Raw genomic sequence first — 12,902 nt, forward strand, 5'->3', positions numbered from 1 at the left:
CGATGACAACCCGGGGGACGACTACGGCGAGGGCGTCTCGCTGGGATCGGGCAGCAGCGCGCCCAGGAAGCGGCACAACGCGCTCAGCGCCCACACCAGCAGCACGCCGACCGCAGCGAGCAGGCAAATGGCGAACAGGGTGACGATGAGGGTGGCCATGGGCGAACTGTATCACTGGTCTGCTCCGCTACGTACTCGGGCGCGTTCGCGCCACTCGACCAATTCAGCAAGGGACATGGCCGACAGCTCGGTGAGCGAAAACGCAAACATCACCGCGATATCGGCCATGAAATCCTCTACGCAGACGGGAATTCCCGCTGCGCCTTCGTCAAGAAAAAATTGCCCACTTCGGTGGCGATGGCCACCAGGTCGACCGGGTCGAGCTTGGCGGCGTCGGCGGCGGTCAGCGTCGGCGTGCTGATGCGCGGCAGCAGCGTGGTCAAGGCGCCCACGTCCATCTGCAGCAGGTCAGCCAGCTTGATGCCGCGCAGCGTGCCGGCGTCCGGCTTGCGCAGGGTCAGGCTGCTGATCACCTGGTCGCCGCGACGGATCGGGGTTTCCAGCAGGATGGAACCGGGCTGCGGCTGCGCCGGCGCCGGCGCCTGGGTGCCGGCCACGGTGTTGGCGGAGAAGGTGTCGGTGTGGGCCGCATCGTTGCGGACCGCGATACCCTCGCGCGGTGCGCCGTCGGCACGGTACAGGGCGTGTTCGGCGACGCTGGTGGTGGGTTGATCGTTCACGTTGTCTCTCTCTGGGTTGGGGCCCGGCCGTAGCCGGGCGGAAAATCAGTAGCCGATGGCGCGGCGCTGGGCGGCCTGCAGGTCCACGCCGTTGACCAGGAAGACCATGCCGACCAGATCGATCTCGATCTCGGTACGGTCGTTGATCACCAGCTTGTAATAGCTGATCGAGGTCTTGACGCTGAACTCGGTGTCATCGCCGACCTTGCCGGTACCGGCATCGACCTCGCTGTGGCGACCGCGCAGCACGATTTCGACCGAGTCCACGGTCTCGCTGTCTTCACTTTGATACGCGCCAGCAAAGCGCAGCTGGACGGCGTTGTGTCGGATCGCGCCATACTGGCGCAGCACCTGCAGCATCAGGCCGCCGCACTTCCACTCGGCTTCGATCTTCTCCTGGCCCATATCTACGTCGATGGGGCCGAGCATGCCGCCGGCGCGGTATTCCTCCATCTTGCGGGTCAGGGTCGGCAGCTTGAACTCGGTGACTTGGCCGAGATAGCTCTCGCCATCGTTGAACAGGTTGAGGTTCTTCAGTTTGCGGGGCAGGGACATGGGATGGATTCCTCAGTGCGGCCTTAGCCGCTGATACGGGCGGGGAAGTCGGCGAAGTAGCGATCAGTGATGCGCTGGTTGAGCACCAGGTTCTCCAGCGGCGGCACCGGGCTGTAGTCGAAGTCGATGGCGAGCCGGCCGGTGGACAGCTGCGTGGGCAGGTTCGCGGCCGGGTCATACCAGGCGGTAGCGCCCAGCAGGTAACCGGCATTGACCAGCTCGCGGAACTTGGCGTTGATGCTCTCGATCATGTCCCGCACCAGCGAGGGATGCAGCGGCTTGTCCACGTAGACCATCTGGGCCTCGGCGATGGTGTCGGCCAGGATCTGCGCCGCCCGGGTGGAGGTCTCGAAGGCGAACAGCGGATCGTCGCTGCAGGTGCGCGAACCCCAGAATTTGTAGCCGTTGGAATTGATGAGGGTGGTGATGTCGGCCGCGTTGAGCACACCGGCGTCGGTGGCCGGATCCTGCAGATCCCAGTGGATATCGCGGCTGATGCCGGTGACGCCGGAAACGGCGACATTGGACAGCGACTTGTGCCAGCCCTGCTGCTGATCGATCAGCGCCCGCAGGCCGAGCGCACGCGCGGTGGCAAAGGCCATCCCGCTGGTGGCCGTGCTGGTATCGAACGCCACAAAGTCGGGGTAGATCAGCATCAACTCGCGCTCGCTGAACTGCGCGCGGTATGCGACCGCCTCAGGCACCGATGCGCTGGCGGCGCAGCTGACGTAGGCCATGGCCCGCAGCTTCTTGGCGATGATGCCCAACGCAGCGGCCACGGGCTGGGTGTCCAGACCCGGGGCGCCGAGGATGCGCGGTCGCACACCCACCTGCGCTTCGGAAACAAGCAGCGCCTGCAGACCGGTGTAGGTGGCCCCATCCTTCTTGCCGATGACGTTGGCGGTCGTGGTGCTGTCGTCGTCGCCCTCGGCAACGCGAACAACCACCGTGATCGCATTGGCCTGGTCGGCGATGGCCTGCAGCGTCGAGCGCAGCGTGCCGCTGGTGCCGGCATTGCCAATGGCGCCCAGGACGTCGGTCAGCAGCACCGGACGGTTGAGCGGAAATACCGTGGCGTCGGCATCCTCGCCGGTGCAGACGATGCCGATGATGGCGGTGGCGACGGTGCGAATCGGGCGCGTTCCGCCGTTGATTTCGACGACGCGTACGCCGTGGTGATATTCGTTGGCCATGGTGACTCCTGCGGTTAGGGGGTGCGGAAGCGAAGCGGGACGGAGAGGCGGGTGGTGCGGGAAGCACCGGTGGGGACGGCGCGCTGACCGTCTAGATCCAGCACGAAGGCGCCAGCATCGGAGGACCGTGTGAGGCTGATCCGGGTGAGGCGGATCCTCGGCTCCCAGCGCAGCAGCGCTGTGGCGGCGGCGCCGAACAGCTTCAAGCGGGTTGCGTCGTTGAAGGGCTGGTCGATCAGCTCTGGGAGCAAGGAGCCATACTCACGACGCCCGATGCGCGAGCCGATGGGCGTGGTGAGGATGTCGGCGATGGACTGGCGCAGGTGCGCGGTGTCGTCGCTGAAAGCACCGAAGCGGGCGTCCATACCAATCACAGCGGCGCCCCAGAGGTACCGCCGCCGGGCTGCACGGCGCTGTGCTTGTGCTGCTTGAGGCTGATGCCGCCGCCAACCACGTCTTCAGACACCACGGCCTTGCCGTTAACCTTGACCTGGCCAGTGATCTCGGTATCCCCAACGATTGTGACCGGTCCGGTGATGGTGACGCCCCCATCCGCCTGCACAGCGACCGTGCCGCCAGCGGGCAGCACTGCCGTCAAGGCGTGCGTGGCCGCGTTGTAGCCGATCACCGCGCCATCCTTGAACTGGCTGAGCACGACATCTGGATCGGTGGACGGGGCGGGGTATTGAGAGCTGTACAGACCGCGCAGCACCACCGCGTTGGCCAGGTCGCCGTCGCCACAGAGCAGCTTGACCTGTTCGCCGATGCTGGGAGCTGCCCAGGCGATAGTCTCTCCCGCCGCACTGACGAGCCAGGGAATGAAGTCGGTGTGGGTATCGCCGCTGCTGATTCGGCACAGCTGACGCTCGTGGTCGACCTCGGTCACCACCCCGTCGCGCAGAAGGTTGTTGACCTGTTGGGGCAGAGCGCTATCCATGCGCTCATGTTCAGCCCGGGGTCTCGCGCGCGCACGTAGCACGCGCCGTAAGAAGCGCCGCTACAGCGGAGCGGTCAGTGCCAGCCCGCTGCGCCCACCTTGGCCAGGATCTGGGTGGTGGAGATGGCGCCATTGGACCTGCGCAGGCGGATGATCAGGGTGACCTCCGCAAAAACGTTATCCAGCGACGCGGCCGGCACGGACACCGACGCCGCTACCGAGCGCGAAGCGCTGCAGGAAGAGTATGAAGCCGCGCCATTGCTGATGGATGCGGCGCCCACGTTCGTCGCTTCAAACTGCACGTCGTACTCGGCGACCGTGGCGCCCGCCGGCAGCCAGGTTCCGCTGATGGGGTCGGAGGCGTTGCTGTTGCCGCCGCCTGTGGTGTTCTGAAGGATCCGGTAAGTTCCATTGCTGTCGATGACGAACGTCACCGTGGCCACAGCCGAGCCGGTGGAATTGGTGCGCGATTGGTTGTGCGCGCTGAATGCCTGGCCGTTGATCGGCAGTGTGTAGGTGGCGGTCCCCTTCGCCGCCCACAGGTTCGATACGTCGACGCCACCCTGACGATAACCCACGTCAGGCCGTTTGCTGCCGTAGGCGATGGCCGCGTACCGCAGGGCGCCGCCGCTGCGCAGATTCGCGACGGAGGGCCCATTGCCCATGATGTCCGGGTCGAAGAGGTCATCGAAGTCGACAGATTGGAAACGGTAGCCCTTCGCCATATCAGCGTCCGGCCTTCATTTCGGCAAGTTCAGCGGTCAGCGAGTCCACCATTTCAGCCAGTTCCGCAACAGCCCGGTAGACCGGCGGCAACGCCTGGTCGATCTTGATGGACGGAACCAATTCTCCATTGAACGCAACGCCCTCGGCGTCCACGACTTCTGGCATCAGCTCCATGAACTGTTCCGCGTCGAAGAACAGACGCGTACGGTCGTCGCTGTTGAACTCCGGTTTGTATCGACCGATCAGGGTGGCGACGCGGCGAACCTCGGCCAGGCCGTACGGCATCGGGCCTTCAATGTTCTTCAGCTTGCGAGATGAGCCGAAATCGAAGCCGCCGGAGGCGACTACGTTGCCTACGAACGAATGTCCAACGAAGCCACCCTCGGCGCTGTACTGAAGGCGGCTGCTGCCGTCATTCCAGCCGATGTATCCGCGACGGGTCCCGTTAGTGGTATGGAATGAAACATAGCCGCAGTTGGTCAGCGATCCCTCGGTTGTACGAATACCGCCGTTGGAGAGAACGCACGACCCACCGTTGGAGAAATCGCCCGTAACGCTCAGGTTGTGGTTGACGACGGTCGGGCCGTTCAGGGCGATGGAGGTGCCGCGAAGCGACAGCGCCGCGTAAGAACCGTTGCTGTTGTTGACCGCGTCGATGCCCACGCCAAGCGCGCCATTCGCGCGGAAGAAGAGTTGGTCACCGCCAGCAGTCGGCATGATGCGCAACGTTCCGACGTTGATCGACTGGTCGCCACTCGACGTCAGAATGTTGCCGCCCCGTACGATGGTCGCGGTGTAGCCCCCGGTTTCGTTCCGGATATCGAAATTCGCGCCGTTCTTGAAGATGTAGCTCTCGCCAGTGCCCAGATACAAGACGCCGGACTGCGCGTTCCCACCCCACCCGTAGATTCGCAGCGCATTGCCGTTGATGTTGAGTGGACCGGTCATGGTGTCGCCGGTCTTCTGCACGTACTCGCCGTGCGCATGCGCGGCGGGTGCGTAGGTCGCCGGCTTGTTGGTCACCTCATTCCACGTCGGCCAGCGGGTCGCTGGGTCGGGCGCGCCCGTGATATCCGACCACGGGTGCGAGTGCCCGCTCGGCGGATACGTTGCCGGCTTGCTGCTGACCTCGCCCCATGTGGGCCAACGCAGAGCGGTGTCGGGCTGGCCGGTGATCGACGCCCATGCGTGGCCATGCGGAGAGGGTGGGAACTGCGACGGCACCCCGGTCAGGTTGCGCCAGTCGCGGTAGTACTCGCCATGGTTGCCGTCGAGCAGGTCCGCGTCCAGCCCATTGCTGTGGCCCTCATCGCGCAGAGCGGCCCCGCGCAGTCCCAGTTCGGTGCGGAACAGCGCGGCGGTGGCCAGGCCGAGCAAGCCCTTCACGAACGCGCTGGGCGTGCCGTCGCCAAATCGCTTGTTGATGTAGCGGGCCAGCCCGAAGGGGGTGAGCGCGAGCGTGGGTTCGGATGCGGCCTCGGCCTCCAAGTCGGTGGCCAGACGAACCACGCCCACCCGCGTGTTGGTCGCCGGCGGGTTGACGAAGTCGATGTTGCCCACTTCGATGCTGGTGGCGTTGACCTTTGCAAACCGAATATCGGTGGCCAGCAGCATGACCGCCGCGGATGCCTTCTCCATGATGGGCGCCGGCTGGGAGTAGACGGCAAACAGCGTGCCGTCCTGCAGGTACAGCCCAAAGCCCCGCAACGTGTAGGCGTCAGCCGTGTCGTCACGCACGTTCAGGTGCAGGGTGTCGGCCGCGACCGCCTGTCCACCAAAGGTCGTGAGGCGCTTGGCCTCGCCCGGCACCGTTGCGCCGACCGTGGCAACGTCGAAGTGCTGCGCGGTCAGCCCGACATGGGTCAGCTTTACAGGGGCGGTACCGGAGTGCTCTGCGTTTACGATGGCCGCGAAGCCGGCCGAGGTGATGGTGATCTGGGGAACGGGCATGGGTCTTCCTACGGTTCGCTCGCCGCCAGCTGAAGGCGGGTGGAGGTGAGCACGCGGGCGACGCCGAGGACGCCGATGGCGCCTTCTACGTTGATGCCCTGGGTGAAGGTGAAATGCGAGCGCACAGGCTTGGCGCGGTTCACCGCCGCCATTACCTGGTCAATGAACGCGGCCGTGGCTTCTTGACCGCTCTGGCCGCTTAGGGTCAGCAGCAGCTCGAACGTGTGCGGCGGCCCGGGCGGATCCAGCTCCCACCACTCGCGGATCTGGACTTGACCACCAAAGCTGGCCACCACGTCGGCGATGCTCTGCGCGGTGCCCTTGTGTCGCTGGATCTGGAAGGAGCTGGCGATCCGGGAGCGCTGAATGTGTTCTGGCCATTCGCTGCTCCACGTGTCCACCGACACGGTCCATGCCAGGAACGGCAGGAACTCTGCCGGGCACGTCCATGGGTTCCAGAGGGTGTGGTGCACCATCGGGATACCGGTTAGCTGGGCGTCAGCGCCCTCCACGGCACGCTCCAGCCGCGTGCTGTTGGGCGGCAACAGGGAGCGTGGGTCAGTCATCGGTGCCCACGTGGGTGATCACTGCGGCCGTGCAGAAGGCGGCTGCCTGCGCATTGACGATGATGTCGGCGGCAGGGCTGATCAAGTTCACTCGCTGCACGCCTTCAACGTGGAGGACCGCGTACAGGGCCGACAGGGGCACATCGCGGTCCAAGCGCTGGGACTGGGTGCGGAACTGCTCCACGCGCCGGTTCGCCTCCGCCAGCACCAAGCCACTGTCCGGGCCATTGAAGGTGGTCAGCTCCGCGCGAATTTCGTACGGGTGCACCTGCGCGCCGGCGACGGTGACATGGTCGGTGAGGGGTCGGACGTTGCCGTTAAGCAGGGCGGCTTCAACCGCTGTCAGCAGCGTCGCGTCGGGCGTACCATCGCCAAGACGGGACAGCACGGTCACTACCACCTCGGCCGGCGCCGGGCTGTGCACGCTCGCGTCAAGGACATCGGCATGGGCCGACAGGGTGTGGAAGATGTAGGCGCCTTCGGGGCCAGCCACCGACAGGCCTTCGGGCGCAAGCTGGATCCGGCGGCGGAAGTCCTCATCGCTCTCATAGCGCGCGGGCGTGCCGGCCTCGGGGTCGGCGGGAAGCACCAACTTGCGCTGCACGCCGTAGGGCACGGCGAGATTGTCCAGGTCGCCGCCTTGGGCAAACGGCAGCATCACGCCGCGTGCGCGCTGGTTGAACTGCTCGCGCAGCAGCATTTCGCGGTACGCGCTGGCCTGCAGGATCTTGATCACCGGATCGGATTCGACAATGGCCGAAAAGTCCGGGCAAAGCCGGCGGAACTCAGCCAGACGCTCGGCATAAATCGACTCGAAGGTGCGCTGCTCGAAGATGTCCGGTGCCGGCAGCTTGTCGACTTCGATGGCGGTAAACGTAGACACGGCGGCACCGGCTGGAGGGGTATTTCCAGCTTCCCATCGCGCGCGCGCGTGTCCGGCGGGGATGACGTGTAGCGGCCGCGCCTACGCTATTGCCCGGCCAGATGGTCAAGGATGAGGTCGCGTACCAACTGCTCATCGGCTTGGGTAAATCCCAGCAGCAGGCGGCGCTGATAGGTGACCCTCAGTCCGTTTGAGCCCACCGTATCCGAGCGCCCTTCCTGATGGATGCGGGCGATGCGTGAGACGCGCCCCGTGAAGCCTACGGTCACTTCCTGGGCGCTGGTGCGGACGCGCAGATGCCGCGCCTGCCGGATCTTGGCGAACATGGCGCCGCGCTTGATCCGGCCGGCCTTCGCGCGGCGCGGCGTGGGGGTGCGACGTGGGGCGTAAGGGGAGCCATCCGGATTCTGCTGGGCGGCGATGCGCTTCTGCTGAGCGCGGCGTAGCCCCATGCCCACCTTGCGTGCCAGGCGGCTGCGTTCGGCCGGCTGCAAGCGTTGCAGCAGGGGTGCGGCCCACGCCTCCAGCCGCTGCAGGTCCTCGCTCATGCGGTGATGGCGGGCAGCGTGGCCACCAGCACGCCGGCATCGAACAGCGCTCCGCCGGCGAGCGTGTCGGCGTGTTCGCCTTCGGTGGCCGGTTCAGCCAGGTGTTGCAGCTGCAGGTTGCCCTGCTCATCGCGGTAGACCTTCATCCGCTCGGTCAGCGGCAGCTTGATGGCCAGGTCCACCAGGTCGTCGGACAGCACATCGACTTCAAAGCTGAGCTTTTCCCGGTTGGACGGGTTGGCCAGCAGTTCGGATTGGTGGCGGGTGAGCCACTGCAGCAACGGCAGCATCACAGCCTCCGGCGCGCCGGCGAAGTCGGTCAGCACCAGCTCCAACGTGTACCGGTACTCGAAGCACAGTCCCGGCCTGTAGCTGCCATTCAACCCGCCGCCTTCCACGAAGATCAGCAGGCGGTCGGGGTTATCGGCCAGCGCCGGAATCGCGGCGACCAGGTGATCGCGAAGCTGCTGCGGCTTCTTCACGGCGCGTCACACTGCTGCAGGGCGGTATGCAGCTGCCGCGCCAACGCCTGCAGGCCCGTTACTTGGGCGACGGTGGCGTGGTGGATGGTGTAGTTGTCGGCGAGGGTTTCGGCGACGACAGAGAGCGTAACGCCGGCGGCGGGCGCATCAGGATCTCCGGCAATTCCGGCGAGGGGGTCGCCGCTCGCGGCGGCGTCGTGGAGGTGCACGAAACCAGCAGGCACAGTGCAGGCAGCATCAGCATTCGCAGTGACATAGACGGGAACCTCTTTGACGATGGTGGTGCCGCGCTCGCGGACCACCTGCACGCGGTCGACGTACTCGGTCACGGTGCGGGTACTGCCTTGGGCAAGCTCCAGCTTGCGCTTCAGGGCGGCGTTGGTGGCGTTGGCGCTTGCCAGGTCAGCCTTAGCCTCATCGCGCTCGCTGTTTGCGTGGCCGATGCGCTGCTGCTGGCAGGTGGCCAGGCCGGCGACGGCCAGCAGCAGGACGACCAGGACGATGGCTCGGTTGAGCATCAGCGCACCCCCAGCGCCGCCATGCAGCGCTGCAGGCGCGCTGTGCGGTCCGCAAACCCATTGGGGGTGGCACGAGAGCGGGCGTTGCCCAGGTTCACGACGCGGCTGACGGCCAGCACGTCGCGCTGATCGGCATGGGCGTTGAGGCCGTTGCCGGCCCAGAAGGCCGCAGCCGCCATGGCGCCGGTCTCCGGCTCAAGCAGCAGCGCAGGCAGTTCTTCCAGCGGCTGTCCGATCAGCTCCCCGATGCGGCGATAGTTGCCGCGCCCGGTGTGCATCATGGGCCCGCGCCCACGGTACCGATGGCCATCACCACTGGACTCGACGCCGTTGCCGTTGCGCTTGGCGTAGACCCGGTTACCGAGTTTGACCGGCTGGTGGACGAACGCGGCCGCCTCGGCAGGGGTCACGTACTTGCCGAACACCTCCAGCAGGCGGTCGCGGCTGTAGCTCAGGCCTTCCTCCACGCGGCCCAAGCTCAGGCTCTCATGGCCCAGCTGGGCCAGAAAGTGCGCCGCGCGCAACGGGGTGGAGATCCCGAATCGCTTCATGGCGGCGTTGAGCGGCTCCGCCCAGCGCTGGGCGCGGGGAAGTGGGCACTGCATCGCCTGGGCGAGCTGGGCGGCGGTGATCATGGTCAATCCACTCCGAACAGGTGGGCGACGTTGCCGCGCGCCCGGTAGGTGGTAACCAGCAGGACAACCAGCAACATCAGCTGCCAACCGCTGGTGGGCGCCTTGGCACCCTGCAGGATGATCTGCAGCGCTTGGCCGCCGGTGGCCGCGATCAGGAGCCAGGCGCACCAGGCGACGCCGTGGCGGTGACGCGCGCCCTCTGCCGGGCGGTAGGTGAGCAGGCGCACGCAGATCGCCAGGCAGCACAACAGGGTGCCGGTACTCAGGAACTCAGCCATCGGTGCCTCCACGCGGCAGGCGGGCCGGATCAGCGGTGCGGCTGCGCTCGATCAGGGCCAGGGTCAGGGTGATGATCGTGGCGGCGCAGAAGAACGCGGCAAGACCGCTGGAGGCGACATCGAACCGACGCATGACCTCGGTACCGCCGAGGTAGCCGGCCACCACGCTGATGGCCAGGTAGATCAGCCGCTTCCAGATCGACAGATCCTTGGCGGACACAACGAACAACGTGGCACCAGCGAAGGCGCCGATGAAGGCGTCTGCGTCAATGCCGGGCAGCAGCGATGCCAGGCCGACGCCAGTGGCCAGTGCAACCATGCTTCCGGTGGAGGTGGGTTCGGTCATCATCAGTCCCAGAGCTGGATCAAGGGGCGCGTCACGGCGCCGGCGGAAGGGGTGGGTACATCGGGGAGGACCACCACGGTCCCCTGTGGCAGGACCGGCCCATGCAGGCTGATCCCGTAGTTCAAGGCCAGCACCTGTTCGACCACGCCGGCCGTGGTGCCCAGATGCCGGTGGCACAGCGCGTCGATGGTGTCGCCTTGCATGGCCACCACACGCATCAGATCAGCTCCACCGTTACCCGCCGCTGGCCCAGCAGGTCGCTGATGGCATTGCGCTGGTCGCGCCGGATCTCATCAATGGTTGGCGTCAGGTCATCGGCGCGCTGGTTGCCCTGTGCCGTCGCGTCGTACGAGCGGTACCGCTCATGCAACACAACTGCGGTGGCGCAGTACACGGCCTGCCGGTAGAGCTGTACCAGCTGGGACACGCCATCGACCTGGTCGGCCGGCACGTCGGCCAGCTGCGCGTGGCCGGCCTTTTCTTGGGCGACGCGGTAGTCGACCAGCTCCCGGGTGACGGACATCACGGCGCCAACCACCACGCTGCGCATGCGCGCCGGCGTGACATCGCCGGTGATGCGGATCGCCTCCCGCACCGCCGACACGTCGATCTCCGGCCAGAACCGGCCGGCGGTGATCGGATGCTGTTGCGGACTGGGGGATGCGTTGGCGGTGAAGCTGCTCATGGTGGCCTCAATAAGTCGCCGGTGGTCGGGGCGTCACACCAGGGGAGAGAGGCCTGGTGATCGGCCCCGAGCCGGCGGGGTCGCGGGGACGCTCGTTGTGCGGGTCAGTCGTTGGACTGGTTGCCCGCGAATTTCTTCTGCAGGCGCTGGGCGCCTTCCAGATCCTTCTTGCCGCCGCACGAATCGTGCAGCTGGATGGCGCGGACCAGGTCAGCAACGGCCAGATCGACCGCCTCGGCCGTCAGCGGCAGTTGCTCGCTGTCGGTCTGCAGCAGGCCACGTGCACGGGCCAGCAGCAGCTTGGCGCGGACCTGATCGGGCATGTCGTGGCCCTCGGTCAGCGCCACCGCCCGGTCCAGCACGCCCTGGTCGAACTCACCGCCGGTCTTCTGCGCGTTGAGTGCGGCCACTGCCACTTCCTCGGCAACGAGGCAGCCGGTGGTACGGCTGAACTGGTCCGGCATCGGCATACGGTGTGCCAGGACGTAGGCAGCGATGTCCAAGCCACGGTCGAAGTTGCCGGCGTCGATGTTCCACAGCATGACCGTGGCCACTACGTCGTCCGGACCGCCCTGATCGGCCGCCAATACGCCCTCGACGTAGTCGGAGTACTCCGGCAGCAGCACGGCCTTGAGCTTGGCTTTGCCCTCGCCCGACTGGATCTGTTTCAGGCGGGCGCGGTCGCTCGCCAGCTGCAGCTGCATCTGCTGGTAGATGGTGGTGCCGGCCATCAGGTTGGTGCCGGCAGCGGCGGTCGCAGCCTGTTCGGCCAGGACGCGCTGCAGGTGACGCTTGGCGGGGCTGCTGGCCATGGCGTCAGTCCTGAACCAGGATGTTTTCGACCAAGGCGCCACGGCCGTAGTCTTCGACCACGTAGTCGTCGTTGGACGACTCGAAGTTCGCCACCCGGTTCTTGTGGGGCTGCTCGATGATGTAGCGGCGGCGGCCTTCGATCTGCCAGTAGATCGACAGGTTGTCCAGCGAGGTGACCATCAGCGCGTTGGCCGGGACGAACGGAACGATCACCGGCTGCAAGCCGCCGATGCGCTTGGTGCCCAGCACCAGATCCGCGGCCAGCTGCTCGGTCGGGGCCAGGTCCTTGTTGATGATCGGGAAGTACTTGTCGAATACCAGGCTGCGGCCCAGGATCACAACCAAGTTCGGATCATTCTGATGCCACGGCTCGATCAGGTTGGACACCACGTCCATCACCAGCGCGTCGAGGTTAGCGAAGTCCGCGCCGGCGCCGATCTTCACCGCGCCCGGAGTAGCACCGCCGGTCATGACACGGGCCGGGGCGTGCTCGCGGTACTTCTGGAACCATCCCTTGTTGACGTCCTGCAGCAGCGGGTTCAGGGCGCGGTCGGTGGTCTTGGCGATGCTGGTGCCGTTGAAGCCGACCATGATGCGGTCCAGCGCCTGTCGCTGGATGATGGCGTCACGCAGGATGGTCTGGAAGTTGGGCTGGCGCGCCCAGGCGTCGAGGCGCGAGTAGGGAATGGCGGTGTCGTAATCCGTCTGCACGCACTCGTAGCCGTTGCTGTCCAGCGCGGTGACATCGGCCGGCTGGCGCTCGCCGCTGCCGCTGGTGTCGGTGCGGCCGGCAATGGTGCCATTCACGCCCACGCCGATCTTCTCGCCCTTGAGGTCGATCACACCGGGCATGTTGATGGCCGTCAGGAAAGCGCTGCTCTCTTGGATGCGGGCTTCCATCGTCTGCTGGACGCTGGGTTCGACGGCGAAGGTGTTGGCGGCGCTATTAACGCCGTTCAGCTGGGCGACGCGCTGGGTGAACTGATCGTACTGAAGGCGGGTTTCGGTGCGCATGGTTGCTCCGGGAATCTTGAAAAGGGGATAGGG

The 12,902-nt window shown here is 66.2% G+C and carries 21 protein-coding genes; all 21 read right to left on the bottom strand.

Going from position 1 to position 12,902, the window contains the following annotated elements; all coding sequences use genetic code 11:
• Positions 1-21: 21 nt before the first annotated feature.
• A complete protein-coding gene (locus QMX79_RS04495; RefSeq protein WP_282244817.1) occupies positions 22-159 on the bottom strand; it encodes a hypothetical protein in 138 nt (45 codons plus the stop codon).
• 12 nt (positions 160-171) lie between these two features.
• Positions 172-288 carry a GpE family phage tail protein gene (locus tag QMX79_RS04500; RefSeq protein ID WP_282244820.1) on the bottom strand — a complete coding sequence of 39 codons (117 nt, stop codon included), beginning with the start codon at positions 286-288 and terminating at the stop codon, positions 172-174.
• An 8-nt stretch (positions 289-296) separates the two neighbouring features.
• On the bottom strand, positions 297-569 hold the full coding sequence (locus QMX79_RS04505) for a phage tail assembly protein (protein ID WP_282244893.1): 273 nt from the start codon (positions 567-569) through the stop codon (positions 297-299).
• A 216-nt stretch (positions 570-785) separates the two neighbouring features.
• The gene (locus tag QMX79_RS04510; protein ID WP_282244822.1) at positions 786-1,295 is read right to left on the bottom strand and encodes a phage major tail tube protein; all 510 of its coding nucleotides are present in this window, start codon (positions 1,293-1,295) and stop codon (positions 786-788) included.
• A gap of 23 nt (positions 1,296-1,318) precedes the next feature.
• A complete protein-coding gene (locus QMX79_RS04515) occupies positions 1,319-2,488 on the bottom strand; it encodes a phage tail sheath protein (RefSeq protein WP_282244825.1) in 1,170 nt (389 codons plus the stop codon).
• Between the two features lie 14 nt (positions 2,489-2,502).
• Complete coding sequence (locus QMX79_RS04520; protein ID WP_336618852.1) at positions 2,503-2,862, bottom strand: GPW/gp25 family protein; 360 nt, start codon at positions 2,860-2,862, stop codon at positions 2,503-2,505.
• Positions 2,859-3,425, bottom strand: a complete 567-nt coding sequence (locus QMX79_RS04525; protein ID WP_282244830.1) for a phage baseplate assembly protein V — start codon at positions 3,423-3,425, stop codon at positions 2,859-2,861. The genes QMX79_RS04520 and QMX79_RS04525 overlap by 4 nt, the downstream gene beginning before the upstream one ends.
• A 74-nt stretch (positions 3,426-3,499) precedes the next feature.
• Positions 3,500-4,150 carry a hypothetical protein gene (locus QMX79_RS04530; protein WP_282244832.1) on the bottom strand — a complete coding sequence of 217 codons (651 nt, stop codon included), beginning with the start codon at positions 4,148-4,150 and terminating at the stop codon, positions 3,500-3,502.
• A gap of 1 nt (position 4,151) precedes the next feature.
• The gene (locus tag QMX79_RS04535; RefSeq protein ID WP_282244834.1) at positions 4,152-6,101 is read right to left on the bottom strand and encodes a tail fiber domain-containing protein; all 1,950 of its coding nucleotides are present in this window, start codon (positions 6,099-6,101) and stop codon (positions 4,152-4,154) included.
• An 8-nt stretch (positions 6,102-6,109) separates the two neighbouring features.
• Positions 6,110-6,667 (bottom strand): phage tail protein I, encoded by a 558-nt coding sequence (locus QMX79_RS04540; RefSeq protein WP_282244836.1) that lies wholly within the window; start codon positions 6,665-6,667, stop codon positions 6,110-6,112.
• Entirely contained in the window at positions 6,660-7,550 is an 891-nt protein-coding gene (locus tag QMX79_RS04545) for a baseplate J/gp47 family protein (RefSeq protein WP_282244838.1), read from the bottom strand. Before QMX79_RS04545 ends, QMX79_RS04540 begins: the two co-directional genes overlap by 8 nt.
• 86 nt (positions 7,551-7,636) lie before the next feature.
• Positions 7,637-8,098: a phage virion morphogenesis protein gene (locus tag QMX79_RS04550; RefSeq protein WP_282244840.1), complete on the bottom strand. Its 462-nt coding sequence runs from the start codon at positions 8,096-8,098 to the stop codon at positions 7,637-7,639.
• Complete coding sequence (locus QMX79_RS04555; protein WP_282244843.1) at positions 8,095-8,580, bottom strand: phage tail protein; 486 nt, start codon at positions 8,578-8,580, stop codon at positions 8,095-8,097. The genes QMX79_RS04550 and QMX79_RS04555 overlap by 4 nt, the downstream gene beginning before the upstream one ends.
• A complete protein-coding gene (locus QMX79_RS04560; protein WP_282244846.1) occupies positions 8,577-9,098 on the bottom strand; it encodes a hypothetical protein in 522 nt (173 codons plus the stop codon). Before QMX79_RS04560 ends, QMX79_RS04555 begins: the two co-directional genes overlap by 4 nt.
• On the bottom strand, positions 9,098-9,733 hold the full coding sequence (locus QMX79_RS04565) for a glycoside hydrolase family 19 protein (RefSeq protein WP_282244848.1): 636 nt from the start codon (positions 9,731-9,733) through the stop codon (positions 9,098-9,100). The genes QMX79_RS04560 and QMX79_RS04565 overlap by 1 nt, the downstream gene beginning before the upstream one ends.
• Positions 9,734-9,735: 2 nt before the next feature.
• A complete protein-coding gene (locus QMX79_RS04570; RefSeq protein WP_282244850.1) occupies positions 9,736-10,011 on the bottom strand; it encodes a phage holin family protein in 276 nt (91 codons plus the stop codon).
• Positions 10,004-10,357 carry a putative holin gene (locus tag QMX79_RS04575; RefSeq protein ID WP_249833574.1) on the bottom strand — a complete coding sequence of 118 codons (354 nt, stop codon included), beginning with the start codon at positions 10,355-10,357 and terminating at the stop codon, positions 10,004-10,006. The genes QMX79_RS04570 and QMX79_RS04575 overlap by 8 nt, the downstream gene beginning before the upstream one ends.
• Before the next feature lie 2 nt (positions 10,358-10,359).
• Entirely contained in the window at positions 10,360-10,575 is a 216-nt protein-coding gene (locus tag QMX79_RS04580; RefSeq protein WP_282244853.1) for a tail protein X, read from the bottom strand.
• The gene (locus tag QMX79_RS04585; RefSeq protein ID WP_282244854.1) at positions 10,575-11,042 is read right to left on the bottom strand and encodes a head completion/stabilization protein; all 468 of its coding nucleotides are present in this window, start codon (positions 11,040-11,042) and stop codon (positions 10,575-10,577) included. Before QMX79_RS04585 ends, QMX79_RS04580 begins: the two co-directional genes overlap by 1 nt.
• Before the next feature lie 104 nt (positions 11,043-11,146).
• Positions 11,147-11,854: a phage terminase small subunit gene (gene gpM / locus QMX79_RS04590; RefSeq protein ID WP_282244855.1), complete on the bottom strand. Its 708-nt coding sequence runs from the start codon at positions 11,852-11,854 to the stop codon at positions 11,147-11,149.
• A 4-nt stretch (positions 11,855-11,858) separates the two neighbouring features.
• Entirely contained in the window at positions 11,859-12,869 is a 1,011-nt protein-coding gene (locus QMX79_RS04595) for a phage major capsid protein, P2 family (RefSeq protein WP_282244856.1), read from the bottom strand.
• Between the last annotated feature and the right edge of the window lie 33 nt (positions 12,870-12,902).

Origin of the sequence: Stenotrophomonas sp. PS02300 (assembly GCF_029959395.1) — a bacterium.
GTDB classification, from domain to species: domain Bacteria; phylum Pseudomonadota; class Gammaproteobacteria; order Xanthomonadales; family Xanthomonadaceae; genus Stenotrophomonas; species Stenotrophomonas maltophilia_AD.

Excerpts from the sequence above, each read along its gene's own strand:
- QMX79_RS04495 (WP_282244817.1), bottom strand. The coding sequence starts at position 159 with ATGGCCACCCTCATCGTCACCCTGTTCGCCATTTGCCTGCTCGCTGCG.
- QMX79_RS04500 (WP_282244820.1), bottom strand. The coding sequence starts at position 288 with ATGGCCGATATCGCGGTGATGTTTGCGTTTTCGCTCACCGAGCTGTCG.
- QMX79_RS04510 (WP_282244822.1), bottom strand. The coding sequence starts at position 1,295 with ATGTCCCTGCCCCGCAAACTGAAGAACCTCAACCTGTTCAACGATGGC.
- QMX79_RS04515 (WP_282244825.1), bottom strand. The coding sequence starts at position 2,488 with ATGGCCAACGAATATCACCACGGCGTACGCGTCGTCGAAATCAACGGC.
- QMX79_RS04525 (WP_282244830.1), bottom strand. The coding sequence starts at position 3,425 with ATGGATAGCGCTCTGCCCCAACAGGTCAACAACCTTCTGCGCGACGGG.
- QMX79_RS04530 (WP_282244832.1), bottom strand. The coding sequence starts at position 4,150 with ATGGCGAAGGGCTACCGTTTCCAATCTGTCGACTTCGATGACCTCTTC.
- QMX79_RS04535 (WP_282244834.1), bottom strand. The coding sequence starts at position 6,101 with ATGCCCGTTCCCCAGATCACCATCACCTCGGCCGGCTTCGCGGCCATC.
- QMX79_RS04540 (WP_282244836.1), bottom strand. The coding sequence starts at position 6,667 with ATGACTGACCCACGCTCCCTGTTGCCGCCCAACAGCACGCGGCTGGAG.
- QMX79_RS04550 (WP_282244840.1), bottom strand. The coding sequence starts at position 8,098 with ATGAGCGAGGACCTGCAGCGGCTGGAGGCGTGGGCCGCACCCCTGCTG.
- QMX79_RS04560 (WP_282244846.1), bottom strand. The coding sequence starts at position 9,098 with ATGCTCAACCGAGCCATCGTCCTGGTCGTCCTGCTGCTGGCCGTCGCC.
- QMX79_RS04565 (WP_282244848.1), bottom strand. The coding sequence starts at position 9,733 with ATGATCACCGCCGCCCAGCTCGCCCAGGCGATGCAGTGCCCACTTCCC.
- QMX79_RS04570 (WP_282244850.1), bottom strand. The coding sequence starts at position 10,011 with ATGGCTGAGTTCCTGAGTACCGGCACCCTGTTGTGCTGCCTGGCGATC.
- QMX79_RS04575 (WP_249833574.1), bottom strand. The coding sequence starts at position 10,357 with ATGACCGAACCCACCTCCACCGGAAGCATGGTTGCACTGGCCACTGGC.
- QMX79_RS04580 (WP_282244853.1), bottom strand. The coding sequence starts at position 10,575 with ATGCGTGTGGTGGCCATGCAAGGCGACACCATCGACGCGCTGTGCCAC.
- QMX79_RS04585 (WP_282244854.1), bottom strand. The coding sequence starts at position 11,042 with ATGAGCAGCTTCACCGCCAACGCATCCCCCAGTCCGCAACAGCATCCG.
- gpM (WP_282244855.1), bottom strand. The coding sequence starts at position 11,854 with ATGGCCAGCAGCCCCGCCAAGCGTCACCTGCAGCGCGTCCTGGCCGAA.
- QMX79_RS04595 (WP_282244856.1), bottom strand. The coding sequence starts at position 12,869 with ATGCGCACCGAAACCCGCCTTCAGTACGATCAGTTCACCCAGCGCGTC.